Origin of the sequence: Streptomyces sp. NPDC056738, from assembly GCF_042790435.1 — a bacterium.
GTDB lineage: Bacteria > Actinomycetota > Actinomycetes > Streptomycetales > Streptomycetaceae > Streptomyces.
Genome location: NZ_JBHTZF010000023.1, coordinates 1 through 17,497 on the forward strand (window position 1 = coordinate 1; position 17,497 = coordinate 17,497).

Below are 17,497 nucleotides of genomic sequence, written 5' to 3' on the forward strand. Positions count from 1 at the left end.
GCCGGCCCCGCCCCCCCCCCGCGGGCCCCCCCCCCCCGCGGCCCTCGGAAAAGACGCGCCCGTGGCTAGTGGGCGGCCGACTCCCAGTCCCGGCCCACGCCGACCGAGACGTCCAGCGGGACGTCGAGCCGGACCGCCGACGCCATCTCGCGGCGCAGCAGCTCCTCGGTCCGCTCCCGCTCACCGGGGGCGATCTCCAGGACGATTTCGTCATGGACCTGGAGGAGCATGCGGGAGTCCAGCTTCGCCTCGCGCAGCGCCCGGTCCACGTTGAGCATCGCGATCTTCACGATGTCGGCGGCCGTGCCCTGGATGGGCGCGTTCAGGGCCATGCGCTCGGCCGCCTCACGGCGCTGACGGTTGTCGCTGTTGAGATCCGGCAGATAGCGGCGGCGCCCGAACAGCGTCGCCGTGTAGCCCGTGGCCCGGGCCTCGTCGACCGCGCGGCGCAGATAGTCCCGTACACCGCCGAAGCGCTCGAAGTACGTGTCCATCAGCCCACGGGCCTCGCCCGCCTCGATGTTGAGCTGCTGCGACAGACCGAACGCCGACAGCCCGTACGCGAGGCCGTACGACATCGCCTTGATCTTGCGGCGCATCTCGGCGTCCACCGCGGACCGCTCCACCGAGAACACCTGGGAGGCGACGGTGGTGTGCAGGTCCTCACCGGAGGTGAACGCCTCCAGCAGACCCTCGTCCTCGGACAGATGGGCCATCACCCGCAGCTCGATCTGGCTGTAGTCCGCGGTCATCAGGCACTCGAAGCCCTCACCGACGACGAAGCCACGGCGGATCGCGCGGCCCTCGTCCGTACGCACCGGGATGTTCTGCAGGTTCGGATCGGTCGACGACAGACGGCCGGTCGCCGCCACCGTCTGGTTGAACGTCGTGTGGATACGTCCGTCCGGCGCGACCGTCTTGATCAGACCCTCGACCGTGGACCGCAGCTTGGCCTGCTCACGGTGACGCAGCATGATCACGGGCAGTTCGTTCTCGGTCTGCGCCGCCAGCCAGGCCAACGCGTCCGCGTCCGTCGTGTAACCCGTCTTCGTCTTCTTCGTCTTCGGCAGGGCCAGTTCACCGAAGAGGACTTCCTGGAGCTGCTTGGGCGAACCGAGGTTGAACTCGTGCCCCGCGGCCGCGTGCGCCTCCTTCACCGCCTGCTGCACCGCGCCGGCGAACGTCTGCTCCATGGCCTCCAGGTGCGCCCGGTCCGCCGCGATGCCGTACCGCTCCAGCCGCGCCAGCAGACTGGACGTGGGCAGCTCCATGTCCCGCAGCAGATCCGCCGCGCCGACCTCCTGGAGCTTCTCCCCGAACGCCTCCCCCAGATCGAGGATCGTGCGGGCCTGCGCCATCAGCGCGTCGGCCTCGGCCTGCTCGTCCGTACCGAACGCGAGCTGTCCGTCGGCAGCGGCGGCGGGCCCGAGCTCCCGGCCCAGATACTCCAGGGACAGCGCGTCCAGCGCGAAGGAACGACGGCCCGGCTTGACCAGATAGGCCGCGAGCGCCGTGTCCATCGTCACGCCCTCGATGGTCCAGCCGTGCTCGGCGAAGACCCGCATCACACCCTTGGCGTTGTGCATGACCTTGTGCCTGTTCGGGTCGGCGAGCCACGCGGCGAACGCGTTCTCGTCCGGCTCGTCCAGCCGGGACGGGTCGAACCAGACCGCCGGACCCGCGGCCGCCGCGAGCGCCACCTCGGCCACCGACCCCGAGCCCAGCGCCCACGAGTCGACCGTGGACACGCCCAGCGCCTCACCGCCGTGCTCGGCGAGCCACGGCTTCAACTCGCCCGCGCCCAGCACCACCCCGTCGATCTCGACACCCTCGGCGACCGGCCGCGCCTCCTCGGCCTCGCCGGCCCCCGGATCCACCGCGAGCAGCCGCTCACGCAGCGAGGGGTTACGGATCTCCAGCGTGTCCAGCACCATCGCCACGGCCGTACGGTCGTACGCGGCCCGCTCCAGGTCCGCCACCGTCCGGGACAGCTCGACGTCCTTGACCATCTCCGTGAGACGGCGGTTGAGCTTCACCGCCTCCAGGTGGTCACGCAGGTTCTGCCCGGCCTTGCCCTTGACCTCGTCGACCCGCTCCACCAGCTCCGCGAACGAACCGAACTGGTTGATCCACTTCGCGGCCGTCTTCTCACCCACACCGGGAATGCCCGGCAGGTTGTCCGACGGGTCACCGCGCAGCGCCGCGAAGTCCGGATACTGCGCCGGCGTCAGCCCGTACTTCTCGAAGACCTTCTCCGGCGTGAACCGGGTCAGCTCGGAGACACCCTTCGTCGGATACAGCACCGTCGTGTGCTCCGAGACGAGCTGGAAGGAGTCACGGTCACCCGTGACGATCAGCACCTCGAAACCCTCGGCCTCCGCCTGCGTGGCGAGCGTCGCGATGATGTCGTCCGCCTCGAACCCGTCCACCGCGAACCGCTGCGCGTGCATCGCGTCCAGCAGCTCGCCGATCAGCTCGACCTGCCCCTTGAACTCGTCCGGGGTCTTCGACCTGTTCGCCTTGTACTCGGTGAACTCCTCGGAACGCCACGTCTTGCGCGAGACGTCGAACGCCACCGCGAAGTGCGTGGGCGACTCGTCGCGCAGCGTGTTCGCCAGCATCGACGCGAAACCATAGATGGCGTTCGTCGGCTGCCCCGTCGCGGTGGTGAAGTTCTCCGCGGGCAGCGCGAAGAACGCGCGGTAGGCCAGCGAGTGCCCATCCATGAGCATCAGGCGCGGGCGGCCCGTACCTGCGGTTTTCTCGGTCTTCTTCGATGCTGTCTCTGCCACACCCCCGATCCTGCCACGGCCCGCTGACAACGAGAGCCCTCCCGGCCCGGCGCACCCCCTCCCCACCCCGGATTCCCACAACCCACGGACCGCGCCGTCGGCCACGCGTGCGAGGATCGAAGAGGTACGAACACACGCACACCGACGTGCGCACGCGAAGGGGTTCACCGATGGCCAGCAAGCCGCCGAAAAGCGATCCGGTCCAGGACGCACCGCAGGTAGCCGGACCGAAGCACGCCGCGGCCGGGCTCCCCGCCATCGGACACACCCTGCGCATCGCCCAGCAGCAGATGGGCGTCCGCCGCACCGCGCTCACCCTCCTGCGCGTCAACCAGAAGGACGGCTTCGACTGCCCCGGCTGCGCCTGGCCCGAACCCGAGCACCGGCACACCGCGGAGTTCTGCGAGAACGGCGCCAAAGCCGTCGCCGAGGAAGCCACCCTGCGCCGCGTGACCCCCGACTTCTTCGCCGCGCACCCCGTCTCCGACCTCGCCGGCCGCAGCGGCTACTGGCTCGGCCAGCAGGGCCGCCTCACCCACCCCATGTACCTGGCCGAGGGCGCCGACCACTACGAGGCCATCCCCTGGGAACGCGCCTTCGACATCGTCGCCGAGGAACTCGCCGCGCTCGGCTCCCCGGACGAAGCCCTCTTCTACACCTCGGGCCGCACCAGCAACGAGGCCGCCTTCCTCTACCAGCTCTTCGCCCGCGAACTCGGCACGAACAACCTGCCCGACTGCTCGAACATGTGCCACGAGTCGTCCGGCTCCGCGCTCAACGAGACCATCGGCATCGGCAAGGGCAGCGTCCTGCTCGAGGACCTCTACCGCGCGGACCTGATCATCGTCGCCGGACAGAACCCCGGCACGAACCACCCGCGCATGCTCTCCGCCCTGGAGAAGGCCAAGGCCAACGGCGCGAAGATCATCACCGTCAACCCGCTGCCCGAAGCGGGCATGGAGCGGTTCAAGAACCCCCAGACACCCCAGGGCATGGTCAAGGGCGCCGCGCTCACCGACCTCTTCCTCCAGATCCGCATCGGCGGCGACCAGGCCCTCTTCCGCCTGCTGAACAAGCTGATCCTCGACACCGAGGGCGCCGTCGACGAGGCGTTCGTCGCCGAACACACCCACGGCTTCGAGGACTTCGCCCAGGCCGCCCGCGCCGCCGACTGGGACGAGACGCTCACCGCGACCGGCCTCACCCGCGACAGCATCGACGAGGCCCTGAAGATGGTCCTCGCCTCCCAGCGGACCATCGTGTGCTGGGCCATGGGCCTCACCCAGCACAAGCACTCCGTCCCCACCATCCGCGAAGTCGTCAACTTCCTGCTGCTGCGCGGCAACATCGGCCGCCCCGGCGCCGGCGTCTGCCCCGTCCGCGGACACTCCAACGTCCAGGGCGACCGCACGATGGGCATCTTCGAACGCCCCGCCCCCGCCTTCCTCGACGCCCTGGAGAAGGAGTTCGGCTTCAAACCGCCCCGCGAACACGGCTACGACGTCGTACGCGCCATCCGCGCGCTCCGCGACGGCGACGCGAAGGTCTTCTTCGCCATGGGCGGCAACTTCGTCTCCGCCTCCCCCGACACCGACGTCACCGAGGCGGCCATGCGGCGCGCCCGGCTCACCGTCCACGTCTCCACCAAGCTGAACCGCTCGCACGTCGTCACCGGAGCACGCGCCCTCATCCTGCCCACCCTCGGACGCACCGAACGCGACCTCCAGGGCAGCGGCGAGCAGTTCGTGACCGTCGAGGACTCCATGGGCATGGTGCACGCCTCACGCGGCCGCCTGGAGCCCGCTAGCCCCCACCTGCTGTCCGAGCCCGCCATCGTCGCCCGCCTCGCCCGCAGGGTCCTCGGAGAGGCCAGCACCACCCCCTGGGAAGAGTTCGAGAAGGACTACGCGACCATCCGCGACCGCATCGCCCGCGTCATCCCCGGCTTCCAGGACTTCAACGCGCGCGTGGCCGACCCCGCCGGCTTCGCCCTGCCGCACGCCCCCCGCGACGAACGCCGCTTCCCGACGGCCACCGGCAAGGCCAACTTCACCGCCGCGCCCGTCGAACACCCCGAACTGCCCGCAGGACGCCTGCTGCTGCAGACCCTGCGCTCCCACGACCAGTACAACACCACCATCTACGGACTCGACGACCGATACCGGGGCATCAAGAACGGCCGCCGGGTCGTCCTCGTCAACCCCGACGACGCCCGCGATCTGAAGATCGCGGACGGCTCGTACGTCGACCTCGTCGGCGAGTGGAAGGACGGCGTGGAACGGCGCGCGCCCGGCTTCCGCGTCGTGCACTACCCCACCGCCCGGGGCTGCGCCGCCGCCTACTACCCCGAGACGAACGTCCTGGTCCCCCTGGACTCGACCGCGGACACCAGCAACACCCCTGCCAGCAAGTCCGTGGTCGTCCGTCTGGAACAATCGACAGCCGACTGAGCGTTCGCTCAGCGAGGGACATCCACGACGACGTGGTCCACGACGAACGGAGCCGGGCCCCATGGGCGAACAGCACACCCCGAAGTTCCCGCAAGGGGTCATCGACGAGTACGCCGCGCTCGGCGTCGACCTGCCCGCCCTGTTCTCCGCGGGCCACCTCGGCAACCGCATGGGCGTCCAGATCACCGAGGCCTCCGCGGAACGCGTCGTGGGCACCATGCCCGTCGAGGGCAACACCCAGCCCTACGGCCTGCTCCACGGAGGGGCCTCCGCCGTCCTCGCCGAGACCATCGGCTCCGTCGGCGCCATGCTCCACGGCGGCATCACGAAGATCGCCGTCGGCGTCGACCTGAACTGCACGCACCACCGCGGCGTCCGCTCCGGCCTCGTCACCGGCGTGGCCACCCCCGTCCACCGGGGCCGCACCTCGGCGACGTACGAGATCGCCATCACCGGCGAGGACGGCAAGCGCGTCTGCAGCGCCCGCCTGACCTGCATCCTCAAGGACGCCCCACAGGGCTGACGCCGGGCGCCACGGGCACCCTGGGGCTCCCTGCGAACCTCGGGGCGCCCGGAAGCCCCGGGGTCCCGCCTGGAAGTCCGGGGTGCCCGGAAGTCCGGGGCACGCGGGAGCGCGGGATTCATGGGAGCCCGGGGCGCGGGAGCCATGGGAGCCCGGGGCGCGGGAGCCCGGAGCGACGGAAGTCCTGAGCGCGCGCGAGCACGGGAGCCCGGTATGCGGGAACCCGGGGCACTCCGGGAGGCACGGCCCCGGGGTTTCCGGGCGCCCGGACCCTCCGAGGGGTCACCCTCCCCGAAGTCGCGCAGTTCGCCGTTCTCCGGAACTATGCAGAGCCCACGCAAGTTCCGCGCCTCGACGGAGTCGCGCGGAGTCCGCGGAGGTTCCCCGCCCGGCCGAAGTCGCACGGAGCCCACGCAAGGTTCTCGACCTCCCGTAGCGCGGAAGCCGCGGAAGCCGCCGACCCTCCGGAGTCCCTCCGGGCCTCGAAGTCCAACCCCCTTACCCCCGGCTCCCGTTGGAGCCGTACGCCCAGCGCGGCTCGGCGCGACCCGGCACGGATCCGCGGTGAACCGCACCGGCACTGAATGTCGTCGCGATCGCAATCGACGGCCCCGTCGCCCGCCTCCGCGCCGTCCGTGATCGCCGAGGGGGCCGCGCCCCGGCCACAAGTGCCCCGGCGGCACGCGCACTTCCTTCCGCTTCGGGCGCCGGCACCGGGCGACGCGCGGGCGGCACCGACCGCCAAGTGGACTTCGGGACGCCCGAGTTGGGTGCGGCGGCCCCAGCTCGGCTGCCACTGACAGTGAAGGCCGGAAACGCCCGCCTCATCACCTTGCGCGACCCTGTATACAACCGCGCCTCCCCGCCGCCCGGCTTCCGGGCTCCCCGGCCCCGACCTGCCCGTACGCGAAGACAACGCACAGCAACAGCAAAGCCTCACTTCGGCGGCACGCCGAAGCCCGGCGCGAAGCGCGTCACACGCGCCCCCCGCTGCCCCAACACGCCCTCCCGCACACCCACTTCGCCCGGCCAGGACACCGCCGACCGCCTCATGCGGCGGTAACACACGGTTACCTCTGCCGCAATAAAGCAATCCCCACACCGCGAGCCGCTCCGCACCACGCCCCCGACGACCCACCGAACGGTCACCGCGCGTACAGCTTCCGGTCTCCACCATCAACCCGGGCCAGCACGTTCTCACCATGCGAACACACAACCGTCTCCGGCCAACACGCCGAAATGCTCCGATCGTCCGCCCCACCCCCCGCAAGGCACCCCCCGGATAACAAGAGCGTCACAGCCTTCCCCACGCTCCTCCCCACCCCCCCAACCTGCGCTTATAGTCACGGCCAGTCACCGCGCCGCCGGGCGCGTCACTGCACGGCCCTGCTTCATCCAGTACGGCCCGGCGAGAAACACGGCCCCCACCCTGGGGTGCCGCGCCAGGGAGAGGATTCAACGTGCGACAGCGTTCTATGGTCATACTCACCGCCGTGCTCACGACAGGAGCACTCACGCTGACCGCCTGCGGCTCGCGCGACGACAGCGGCGACAGCAAGAGCAGCAAGAAGACCGAGATCATCATCGGCGTGGACGCGCCGCTGACCGGTCAGAACTCGGCCACGGGCCTCGGCATCCAGGGCGGCGTCCAGATCGCCGTCGACGACGCCAACAAGAACAACACCGTCCCCGGCGTGACCTTCAAGGTCAAGGCGCTCGACGACAAGGCGATCCCGGCCTCCGGCCAGGCCAACGCCACCCAGCTCGTCCAGGACGACAAGGTCCTCGGCGTCGTCGGCCCGCTGAACTCCGGCGTCGCCACCCAGATGCAGCAGGTCTTCGACACCGCCGGCCTCGTCGAGATCTCTCCGTCGAACACCGCGCCCGAGCTGACCCAGGGCAAGAACTGGCAGACCGCCAAGTCCCGCCCGTTCAAGACCTACTTCCGCACCGCCACCACCGACGCCCTCCAGGGCGGCTTCGCGGCCGACTACGCCTACAACACGCTGAAGAAGCGCAAGGTGTACGTGGTCGACGACAAGCAGACCTACGGTGCCGGCCTCGCCAAGCTCTTCAAGGCGGGCTTCACCAAGGCCGGCGGCAAGCTCGCGGGCGAGGACCACGTCAACACCGGCGACACGGACTTCTCCGCGCTCGTCACCAAGATCAAGAACTCCAAGGCCGACCTCGTCTACTACGGCGGCCAGTACGACGAGTCCGAGAAGCTCACCAAGCAGCTCAAGGACGGCGGAGTCAAGACCCCGCTGTTCGGTGGTGACGGCATGTTCTCCGACACCTACATCCAGACCGCCGGCAAGACCTCCGAGGGCGACCTCGTCACCTCGGTCGGCCAGCCCGTCGACTCCCTGCCCTCCGCCGCCGACTTCATCAAGAAGTACAAGGCCTCCGGCCTCAAGGGCGACTACGGCACCTACGGTGGCTACTCCTACGACGCCGCCACGGCCATCATCAAGGCCATCGGCGCTGTCGTGAAGGACGGCAAGATCCCGGACGGCGCCCGCGCCAAGATCGTCGCCGAGGTCCAGAAGACCAAGTTCGACGGCATCGCCGGCCCCGTCTCGTTCGACGAGTACGGCGACACCACGAACAAGCAGCTCACCGTCTACCAGGTCGTCGACGGTAAGTGGAAGGCCGTCAAGAGCGGCACGTTCAACGGCTGATCAGCAACACCCGGGACACTCCGGTGGATCGGTTCACCACCAGGCGACGGCGCCCCCAGCGGCACCACACGCCCGGTCCGATCCACCGGACAGGCCCTCCGCACAACCCCAGGGCCGCGCGGCCACGACCACACGTCACCGCGCGGCCCGATTCATACGCCCTGATCAACTCTCCCCACCACATGGAGGCCACGCGGTGAACACCCTGCCGCAGCAGCTGGCCAACGGGCTGTTCCTCGGCTCGATGTACGGGCTGATCGCCATCGGCTACACGATGGTGTACGGCATCGTCCAGCTCATCAACTTCGCCCACGGCGAGATCTTCATGACCGGCGGCTTCGGCGCACTCTCGGTCTACCTGTACGTTCTGCCAAACGGCACATCCATGTGGATAGCCCTCCCAGCGATGCTGATAGGCGGCGGAATCGTCTCCGTCCTCATCGCCGTCGGGGCCGAACGCTTCGCCTACCGACCACTACGCGGAGCACCACGCCTCGCACCCCTCATCACCGCCATCGGTCTGTCGCTGGCCCTCCAGCAGATCGTCTTCAACACCTACCCCGACGCCAAGACCGACCTGAAGTTCCCCCAGCTTCCCTTCGGCCCCTGGCACATCGGCTCCGTCAGCATCCAGAGCGGCTCGGTCTTCGTCATCGTCGCCGCCCCCCTGTGCATGGCGGCCCTCGCCCTCTTCGTCAGCCTCTCCCGCACCGGCCGCGCCATGCAGGCCACCGCGCAGGACCCTGACACCGCGCAGCTCATGGGCATCGACACCAACCGCATCATCGTCATCGCCTTCGCCATCGGCGGCTTCTTCGCCGCCGTCGCGGCCGTCGCCTACGGCCTGCGCTACGGCACCGTCAAGTACGACATGGGCTTCCAGATGGGCCTCAAGGCCTTCACCGCGGCCGTCCTCGGCGGCATCGGCAACATCTACGGCGCCATGATCGGCGGCCTCGTCCTCGGCCTCGCCGAGACCCTGGCCACCAGCTACATCGACGGCATCCCCGGCATGCAGCAGCTCGGCGGCGGCGGCTGGTCCTCCGTCTGGGCCTTCGTACTCCTCATCCTCGTACTGCTGTTCAGGCCACAAGGCCTCGTCGGCGAACGCGTCGCGGACAGGGCGTGAGCACCATGGCAACCACCGAGACCACCACCCCCGCGCGCGGCCTGATCGCACTGCCCGAGAGCGCGGCCCGCGTCCTCATCGCGGTCGGCGCCATCGCCACCATCGCCAGCACCTTCATGTCCTGGACCTACACGTCCGACTTCCCCGGGGACCTCACCTACTACGGCTCCCCGGCCGGACTCCAGGTCCTCGACATCGTCGCCGGCGCCCTCACGCTCCTCTTCGCCCTGACCCTCTGGAACGTCCGCGGCCTCGGCTGGCTCAACCCGGCGGGCGCCACCCAGCCCGTCGTCCTCGCCGCCGCCTCCGCGTTCGCCGTGAGCTGGTTCAGCGCCATCGCCATCGCCGTCGACCTCAAGGGCCTCGTCGCACTCGACCCCGGCGCCTACCTCGCCGCCGTCGGCTCCCTCGTCGCCCTCCTCGGCACCCTGGCACTCCCCAAGCCCGGGGACACGTTCAAGGACTACATCACCAAGCCCGACCTCATCCCGCCGGCCGCCAAGCTGGACGGCTGGGTCGAGCGCCTCGTCATCACCGGCGCCACCGCCGTCGCGCTGATCGTCTTCAACTACGGCATCGGCGTCGACCCCGACGCGAGCGAAACGTTCCTGGGCTACCTGTTCCTCGTCGTCTTCGGCGCCTGGGCCCTGCTCACCGCCGGACTCTTCGACCGCTTCGCGCAGCTGAACGCCCGCCACAAGGGATTCGCCACCAGCATGGCCTTCCTGGCCGCGGCGATCTTCCCGTTCCTCGCGAACAACGAGCACAACTCCAACCTCGGCGTCAACATCCTCGTCGTCGCCACCGTCGCCCTCGGCCTCAACATCGTCGTCGGCCTCACCGGACTCCTCGACCTCGGATACGTCGCCTTCCTCGGCGTCGGCGCCTACGCCGCGGCCCTCGTCTCCGGCTCCGAGTTCTCCCGCTTCTCCGGCGTCCAGTTCCCCTTCTGGGCCGCCATGCTCACCGGCATGGCCGCGTCGCTCGTCTTCGGCGTCCTCATCGGCGCCCCGACCCTGCGACTGCGTGGCGACTACCTCGCCATCGTGACCCTGGGCTTCGGAGAGATCTTCCGCATCGCCGTCAACAACATGGACGGGACCTCCGGCCCCAACCTCACCAACGGCCCCAACGGCATCTCCATGATCCCGGACCTCGACATCTTCGGGTTCAACTTCGGCTCCGAGCACAACATCCTCGGCTTCCCGCTCGGCCGCTTCGCCAACTACTTCCTGCTGATGCTCGTCATCACGGCAATCGTCGTCGTGGTCTTCAACCGCGCCGCCGACTCGCGCATCGGCCGCTCCTGGATCGCCATCCGCGAGGACGAGACCGCCGCGACCGCCATGGGCATCAACGGCTTCCGCGTCAAGCTCATCGCCTTCGCCCTCGGCGCCTCCCTCGCCGGCCTCGCCGGCACGGTCAGCGCCCACGTCGGCTACAGCGTCAACCCGGCGCCGTACCAGTTCGCCGGCTCCGTGCCCCCGAACTCCGCCTTCCTCCTCGCGGCGGTCGTTCTCGGCGGCATGGGCACCGTCAACGGACCCATCCTCGGCGCCACCCTGCTCTACCTCCTCCCCGAGAAGCTCAGCTTCCTCAAGGAGTACGAGCTCCTCGCCTTCGGCATCGCGCTCGTCATCCTGATGCGCTTCCGCCCCGAAGGCATCATCGCCAACCGCCGCCGCCAGCTCGAGTTCCACGAGAGCGACGACAGCGACAAGGCCGTCCACATCCCCGAACAAGGCCTGCCCGACTCCACCGTCGGCGTCACCAAGGCAGGGGCGTAACCAACATGACCACCACCACAGCCCCCAGCCCGGTCCTCGAAGCCACCGGCGTCACCATGCGCTTCGGCGGCCTCACCGCCGTGCGAGGCGTCGACCTCACCGTCAACGCCGGAGAGATCGTCGGCCTCATCGGCCCCAACGGCGCCGGCAAGACCACCTTCTTCAACTGCCTCACCGGCCTCTACGTCCCCACCGAGGGCAAAGTCGCCTACAAGGGCACGGTGCTGCCGCCCAAGCCGCACCTCGTCACCAGCGCAGGCATCGCCCGCACCTTCCAGAACATCCGGCTCTTCGCCAACATGACCGTTCTGGAGAACGTGCTCGTCGGACGCCACACCCGCACCAAGGAAGGCCTCTGGTCGGCCATCCTCCGCGGCCCCGGCTTCCGCAAGGCCGAAGCCGAATCCCGCGAACGCGCCATGGAACTGCTGGAGTTCATCGGCCTCGACCACAAGGCCGACCACCTCTCCCGCAACCTCCCCTACGGCGAACAGCGCAAGCTGGAGATCGCCCGAGCCATGGCGAGCGAGCCGGGCCTGCTCCTCCTGGACGAGCCCACCGCCGGCATGAACCCGCAGGAAACCCGCGCGACCGAAGAACTCGTCTTCGCCATCCGCGACCGCGGCATCGCCGTCCTCGTCATCGAGCACGACATGCGCTTCATCTTCAACCTGTCCGACCGCGTGGCCTGCCTCGTCCAGGGCGAGAAGCTCGTCGAAGGCACCTCCGAGGTCGTCCAGGGCGACGAGCGCGTCATCGCCGCCTACCTCGGCACCCCCTTCGAAGGCGCCCCCGGCGCCGACGAACTCGCCGAGGTCGAGGCCGCGGAAGCCGCCGGAACGACCGAGGCCGTGACCGCGACCGACACCGCGCCGGAGACCGAGGAAGCCGCCGACACCCCGGCAGCCACCCCGGCCGACGACACCACGGAAGCCCCCGCGACCGAGGAAGCCGAGACGACCCCGGCAGCCGAGGACACCACGGACACCGACGAAGCCCCCCAGGCCTCCGAGGCACCCGAGGACGCCACCCCGTCCGACGACTCCGACGCGCAGGGCAGCACCACCAAGGAAGGAAACGCCCAGTGACCGCACTGCTCGAGGTCGAAGACCTCAAGGTCGCCTACGGCAAGATCGAAGCCGTCAAGGGCATCTCCTTCACCGTCGAAGCCGGCCAGATCGTCACCCTCATCGGCACCAACGGCGCCGGCAAGACGACGACCCTGCGCACCCTCTCCGGGCTCCTCAAGCCCAGCGGAGGCCGCATCCTCTTCGACGGCCAGCCCCTCGCCAACATCCCCGCCCACAAGATCGTCTCCCTCGGGCTCGCCCACTCCCCCGAGGGACGGCACATCTTCCCCCGCCTCACCATCGCGGAGAACCTCCAGCTCGGAGCCTTCCTCCGCAGCGACAAGGCGGGCATCGAGAAGGACATCCAGCGCGCCTACGACCTCTTCCCCATCCTGGGAGAACGCCGTAAGCAGGCCGCAGGCACCCTCTCGGGCGGCGAACAGCAGATGCTCGCCATGGGACGCGCCCTCATGTCCCAGCCCAAGCTGCTCATGCTCGACGAGCCCTCCATGGGCCTCTCGCCGATCATGATGCAGAAGATCCTCGCCACCATCGCCGAACTCAAGGCGTCCGGCACCACCATCCTGCTCGTCGAGCAGAACGCCCAGGCGGCGCTCTCCCTCGCCGACCAGGCCCACGTCATGGAGGTCGGCAGCATCGTCCTCTCCGGCACCGGCCAGGACCTCCTCCACGACGAGTCCGTCCGCAAGGCCTACCTCGGCGAGGACTGATCCGCCCACGACCCCGGTCGTACGAAAAGGCCCGCACCTCCGTCAGGGGTGCGGGCCTCTTCCGTCCGCCACTTCGACGCGGACCGAGCTCTGCTGCGGGGGGACTAGCCCTTCGCCGCCTTCTTCTCCGCGGCGTCCTCGATGACCGCCTCGGCCACCTGCTGCATCGACATACGACGGTCCATCGACGTCTTCTGGATCCACCGGAACGCCGCCGGCTCCGTCAGGCCGTACTCCGTCTGCAGGACCGACTTCGCCCGGTCCACCAGCTTCCGGGTCTCCAGACGCTGCGTGAGATCCGCGATCTCACCCTCCAGCGCCTTCAGCTCCGCGAACCGGGACACCGCCATCTCGATCGCCGGCACCACGTCGCTCTTGCTGAACGGCTTCACCAGGTACGCCATCGCGCCCGCGTCACGGGCCCGCTCGACCAGGTCGCGCTGCGAGAACGCGGTCAGCATCAGCACCGGGGCGATCGACTCCTCGGCGATCTTCTCCGCCGCCGAGATGCCGTCCAGCTTCGGCATCTTCACGTCGAGGATCACCAGGTCGGGCTTGTGCTCCCGGGCCAGCTCGACGGCCTGTTCACCGTCGCCGGCCTCGCCCACGACGGTGTAGCCCTCCTCCTCCAGCATCTCCTTGAGGTCGAGACGGATCAGCGCCTCGTCCTCGGCGATGACGACACGGGTCGTCAGCGGAGGCACGTGCGACTTGTCGTCGTCGGGCGCGTCTACGGGCTGGGGCGACTCGGGGGCGGTCACGGGGGCTCCTCGTTCAGGGCGGGGACTGCTGACAAGAGCCTACCTAGCTGCGGTAAGGTGAGGGCACGGCGGGTGATCGCTACCCTTTGTTTCAGAGGAAGCCCCGGTAGCCCAGCGGTAGAGGCCATGGATTCAAAACCCATACAGCGTCGGTTCGAATCCGACTCGGGGCACTTTTCCTTGGATGTCAAGGTTGCTTCACGAAAGCGGATGTTCCCATTCTGGTGAACATCCGCTTTTTGCTGCGTGTCGTCGATGCCGCGAACGCAGAGTGACCATATGTACGACATTGGCACACGCAAGCAAGCGCTGGCACTACTGAACCAAGGGCGCAGCCTGAACTCGGTGAGCAAGGAGACCGGGATCTCCCGAGCCGCGATCCGTTCATGACAAGTGCGCATCAAGCCCCTCGAAGGCAACCGCGGCAGGCCCTGCCCAAGGTGCCGCACCACCCCCGAGGATCCTGACGATCCCGCCGCGTACGCCTACCTGCTGGGCCTCTACCTCGGCGACGGCTGCATCAGCTCCTTCCGGAGAGGCGTCCACTTTCTCCGCATCGCGTGCGCCGATGCCTGGCCCGGTCTGATCGACGCCTGCGCGTCGGCAGTACGGTCACTGCGCCCCGACAACAAAGTGTTCCGCGTGCAGCGGCAGGGTTGCCAGTACGTCACCTGCTACAGCAAGCATTGGCCCTGCCTGTTTCCCCAGCACGGCCCCGGCAAGAAGCACGAGCGGCCGATCGTGCTCGAACCCTGGCAGCAGGACATCGTCGACGCCCACCCCTGGGAGTTCGTCCGGGGTCTCATCCACTCGGACGGCTGCCGCATCACCAACTGGACGACCCGCCTCGTCGCCGGGAGACGAAGCGCTACGAGTACCCCCGGTACTTCTTCACCAACAAGTCGCCCGACATCATGCGCCTCTTCACCGACACTCTCGACGCGGTCGGCGTCGACTGGAGGCAGCCGAACTCCCGCAACATCTCCGTCGCCCGCAAAGCCTCTGTAGCCCTGATGGACATCCACGTCGGCCCCAAGTACTGACCAGGAAGGGCCCCTCGGGCGGCTCAGGAGGGGCCCGTCGGGCGTGGTGCGGTGCTACTTGGGGCTGTCGTCCTCGCCCACGTGGTGGACGCGGACCAGGTTCGTGGAGCCGGAGACTCCGGGCGGGGAGCCGGCGGTGATCACGACGATGTCGCCCTTGTTGCAGCGGCCGTACTTGAGGAGGAGTTCGTCGACCTGGTCGACCATGGCGTCGGTGGAGTCGACGTGCGGGCCGAGGAAGGTCTCGACACCCCAGGTGAGGTTGAGCTGGGAGCGGGTGGCGGGGGTGGGGGTGAAGGCGAGGAGGGGGATGGGCGAGCGGTAGCGGGACAGGCGGCGGACGGTGTCGCCGGACTGGGTGAAGGCGACGAGGAACTTGGCGCCGAGGAAGTCGCCCATCTCCGCCGCGGCTCGGGCGACGGCGCCGCCCTGGGTGCGGGGTTTGTTGCGTTCGGTCAGCGGGGGCAGTCCCTTGGCGAGGATGTCCTCCTCGGCGGCTTCGACGATGCGGCTCATCGTCCTGACCGTCTCGATGGGGTATTTGCCGACGCTGGTCTCGCCGGAGAGCATCACGGCGTCGGTGCCGTCGATGACGGCGTTGGCGACGTCGGAGGCTTCGGCGCGGGTGGGGCGGGAATTGTCGATCATCGAGTCGAGCATCTGGGTGGCGACGATGACCGGCTTGGCATTGCGTTTGGCGAGTTTGATGGCGCGCTTCTGGACGATGGGTACCTGTTCGAGCGGCATTTCGACGCCGAGGTCACCGCGGGCGACCATGATGCCGTCGAATGCGGCGACGATGTCGTCGATGTTGTCGACGGCCTGCGGCTTTTCGACCTTGGCGATGACGGGGAGGCGCCGGCCTTCTTCGTCCATGATGCGGTGGACGTCCTGGATGTCCTTGCCGCTGCGGACGAAGGAGAGGGCGATGACGTCGAAGCCGGTGCGCAGGGCCCAGCGGAGGTCGTCCTCGTCCTTGTCGGAGAGGGCGGGGACGGAGACGGCGACGCCGGGGAGGTTGAGGCCCTTGTGGTCGGAGACCATGCCGCCTTCGATGACGGTGGTGTGGACGCGGGGGCCGTCGACGGAGGTGACTTCGAGGCAGACCTTTCCGTCGTCGACGAGGACGCGTTCACCGGGAGTGACGTCGGTGGCGAGGCCGTCGTAGGTGGTTCCGCAGGATTCGCGGTCTCCTTGGGCGCCTTCTTCGACGGTGATGGTGAAGGTGTCCCCGCGTTCAAGGAGTACGGGTCCTTCGGTGAAGCGGCCGAGGCGGATCTTCGGGCCTTGAAGGTCGCCGAGGATTCCGACGCTGCGGCCGGTTTCGTCGGAGGCTTTCCGGACGTGCCGGTAGCGCTCTTCGTGGTCGGCGTGGGTGCCGTGGCTGAGGTTGAAGCGGGCTACGTCCATTCCGGCTTCGACCAGGGCTTTGATCTGGTCGTATGAGTCGGTTGCGGGGCCCAGTGTGCAGACGATTTTCGCTCGGCGCATGATTCGAGCCTAGGCCTTACCGGTCGGTAGAGAATTGGTCGCGCATGACTACTCAACAACCTTTGCGTGAAGGGTTATTGACAACTGTTGAATTGTGCGCCGCACCGCTCCGATGAGCGGAGCGTGATGCCCGGTGCGGTCGGCGCCTTCTTCGACCTGTGCCCGTCCAGTGTGCGCCGGGCTGTGGGGTGGGTGCGCGGAAGAGTCGTGTGGTGACGTTCCGTGATGCTGTCAGGTGGGGCTAGAGCCGTGGTGGCGCCATGGTGAAGCGGGCGACGACCTGGGCGTGGACGTGCTGGCGTTGGGGTTCGAGGTCGAGGGGTGCGGGTTCGTCCTCGGTGGGGGCGGCGCCGTAGGCGGCGCGGCTGAGCGCGCGGGTGGTCTGGGGGACGCGGGGGTGGGTGTCGTCGGTGCCGGTGTCGGCGAGTTCGACGAGGGCGGTGAGGGTGGTGTCGAGGGCTTCGGCGTATTCGCGGGCGCGCTGGACGGCTTCGTGGACGGCTTGCCGGCGTGCCGCGCGGTGGGCCGGGGAGTCGGGGCGCAGGGTCCACCAGGGGCCGTCGACGCGGGTGAGGTCGAGGTCGGCGAGGGCGGTGGTGAGTTCGCCGAGTGCGGTGAAGTCGTTCAGTTGGGCGGTGATGTGGACGAGTCCGTGGTGGGTGCGGGTGCGTTCGCCGCGGCTGTGCCGGCCGAGTTCGGGGGTGATGGTGAGGGCGCTGGTCTCGAGGTGTTCGACCGCGTCGCCGTGGGTTTTGACGAGGTCGAGGGCGCGGGCGTTGCGGTGGGTGAGGTCGGTGAGGGTCTGGCGGCGGTCTTTGCCGCGGGCGGTGACGGTGATGGTGATGCGGGCGAGTTCGGGGTCGACTTCGAGGTGGGCTTCGCCGCGGACGGCGATGCGGGGTGTGTCAGGGGTGCCGTAGGGGACGGCGGGTGGGGTGGGGGTGGTGGCCGGGGTGTGCCGGTCGGTGGGGCCGGTGTCGGGGGTCATACGTCCCACTCTGTCACTGGGTGGGGGGTGGGCGGTGTCGTCCGGCCATCA

11 protein-coding genes, 1 tRNA gene and 1 pseudogene are annotated in these 17,497 nt (G+C 69.0%); 9 read left to right on the plus strand and 4 right to left on the minus strand.

Features of this window, described 5'->3' with window-relative positions; translation table 11 throughout:
- Positions 1-65: 65 nt before the first annotated feature.
- Entirely contained in the window at positions 66-2,792 is a 2,727-nt protein-coding gene (polA, locus tag ACFRIC_RS38315) for a DNA polymerase I (protein WP_382796199.1), read from the minus strand.
- Positions 2,793-2,962: 170 nt separating this feature from the next.
- On the opposite strand from polA, the gene ACFRIC_RS38320 reads away from it, so the two are divergent.
- The 7 genes from ACFRIC_RS38320 to ACFRIC_RS38350 all read left to right on the plus strand — a co-directional run bounded on the left by ACFRIC_RS38320 (position 2,963) and on the right by ACFRIC_RS38350 (position 13,163).
- On the plus strand, positions 2,963-5,242 hold the full coding sequence (locus ACFRIC_RS38320) for an FdhF/YdeP family oxidoreductase (protein WP_382796200.1): 2,280 nt from the start codon (positions 2,963-2,965) through the stop codon (positions 5,240-5,242).
- A gap of 61 nt (positions 5,243-5,303) precedes the next feature.
- Positions 5,304-5,765 carry a PaaI family thioesterase gene (locus tag ACFRIC_RS38325; RefSeq protein WP_382796202.1) on the plus strand — a complete coding sequence of 154 codons (462 nt, stop codon included), beginning with the start codon at positions 5,304-5,306 and terminating at the stop codon, positions 5,763-5,765.
- 1,475 nt (positions 5,766-7,240) lie between these two features.
- The gene (locus ACFRIC_RS38330) at positions 7,241-8,446 is read left to right on the plus strand and encodes a branched-chain amino acid ABC transporter substrate-binding protein (protein ID WP_382796338.1); all 1,206 of its coding nucleotides are present in this window, start codon (positions 7,241-7,243) and stop codon (positions 8,444-8,446) included.
- A 196-nt stretch (positions 8,447-8,642) separates the two neighbouring features.
- On the plus strand, positions 8,643-9,575 hold the full coding sequence (locus tag ACFRIC_RS38335) for a branched-chain amino acid ABC transporter permease (protein WP_382796204.1): 933 nt from the start codon (positions 8,643-8,645) through the stop codon (positions 9,573-9,575).
- A 5-nt stretch (positions 9,576-9,580) separates the two neighbouring features.
- Positions 9,581-11,362 (plus strand): branched-chain amino acid ABC transporter permease, encoded by a 1,782-nt coding sequence (locus ACFRIC_RS38340; RefSeq protein WP_382796340.1) that lies wholly within the window; start codon positions 9,581-9,583, stop codon positions 11,360-11,362.
- Positions 11,363-11,367: 5 nt separating this feature from the next.
- Positions 11,368-12,450 carry an ABC transporter ATP-binding protein gene (locus ACFRIC_RS38345; RefSeq protein ID WP_382796206.1) on the plus strand — a complete coding sequence of 361 codons (1,083 nt, stop codon included), beginning with the start codon at positions 11,368-11,370 and terminating at the stop codon, positions 12,448-12,450.
- Entirely contained in the window at positions 12,447-13,163 is a 717-nt protein-coding gene (locus tag ACFRIC_RS38350; protein WP_382796208.1) for an ABC transporter ATP-binding protein, read from the plus strand. The genes ACFRIC_RS38345 and ACFRIC_RS38350 overlap by 4 nt, the downstream gene beginning before the upstream one ends.
- 104 nt (positions 13,164-13,267) lie before the next feature.
- On the opposite strand, the gene ACFRIC_RS38355 is transcribed toward ACFRIC_RS38350, so the two are convergent.
- On the minus strand, positions 13,268-13,924 hold the full coding sequence (locus tag ACFRIC_RS38355; protein ID WP_037624717.1) for an ANTAR domain-containing response regulator: 657 nt from the start codon (positions 13,922-13,924) through the stop codon (positions 13,268-13,270).
- A 100-nt stretch (positions 13,925-14,024) separates the two neighbouring features.
- On the opposite strand from ACFRIC_RS38355, the gene ACFRIC_RS38360 reads away from it, so the two are divergent.
- Both ACFRIC_RS38360 and ACFRIC_RS38365 read left to right on the plus strand, forming a co-directional pair.
- Positions 14,025-14,097 (plus strand) — tRNA-Leu (locus ACFRIC_RS38360).
- Positions 14,098-14,203: 106 nt separating this feature from the next.
- Positions 14,204-14,967: pseudogene (locus ACFRIC_RS38365) on the plus strand (transcriptional regulator).
- Between the two features lie 54 nt (positions 14,968-15,021).
- On the opposite strand, the gene pyk reads toward ACFRIC_RS38365, so the two are convergent.
- Both pyk and ACFRIC_RS38375 read right to left on the minus strand, forming a co-directional pair.
- Positions 15,022-16,458 carry a pyruvate kinase gene (gene pyk, locus ACFRIC_RS38370; RefSeq protein WP_382796210.1) on the minus strand — a complete coding sequence of 479 codons (1,437 nt, stop codon included), beginning with the start codon at positions 16,456-16,458 and terminating at the stop codon, positions 15,022-15,024.
- Between the two features lie 241 nt (positions 16,459-16,699).
- Positions 16,700-17,446, minus strand: coding sequence for an SIMPL domain-containing protein (locus tag ACFRIC_RS38375; RefSeq protein ID WP_382796212.1), 747 nt, complete (start codon positions 17,444-17,446; stop codon positions 16,700-16,702).
- Positions 17,447-17,497: the final 51 nt, after the last annotated feature.

Coding starts and splice junctions, on each gene's coding strand:
- ACFRIC_RS38375 (WP_382796212.1), bottom strand. CDS start 17,446: ATGACCCCCGACACCGGCCCCACCGACCGGCACACCCCGGCCACCACC.
- pyk (WP_382796210.1), bottom strand. CDS start 16,458: ATGCGCCGAGCGAAAATCGTCTGCACACTGGGCCCCGCAACCGACTCA.
- ACFRIC_RS38325 (WP_382796202.1), top strand. CDS start 5,304: ATGGGCGAACAGCACACCCCGAAGTTCCCGCAAGGGGTCATCGACGAG.
- ACFRIC_RS38340 (WP_382796340.1), top strand. CDS start 9,581: ATGGCAACCACCGAGACCACCACCCCCGCGCGCGGCCTGATCGCACTG.
- ACFRIC_RS38345 (WP_382796206.1), top strand. CDS start 11,368: ATGACCACCACCACAGCCCCCAGCCCGGTCCTCGAAGCCACCGGCGTC.
- ACFRIC_RS38320 (WP_382796200.1), top strand. CDS start 2,963: ATGGCCAGCAAGCCGCCGAAAAGCGATCCGGTCCAGGACGCACCGCAG.
- ACFRIC_RS38330 (WP_382796338.1), top strand. CDS start 7,241: ATGGTCATACTCACCGCCGTGCTCACGACAGGAGCACTCACGCTGACC.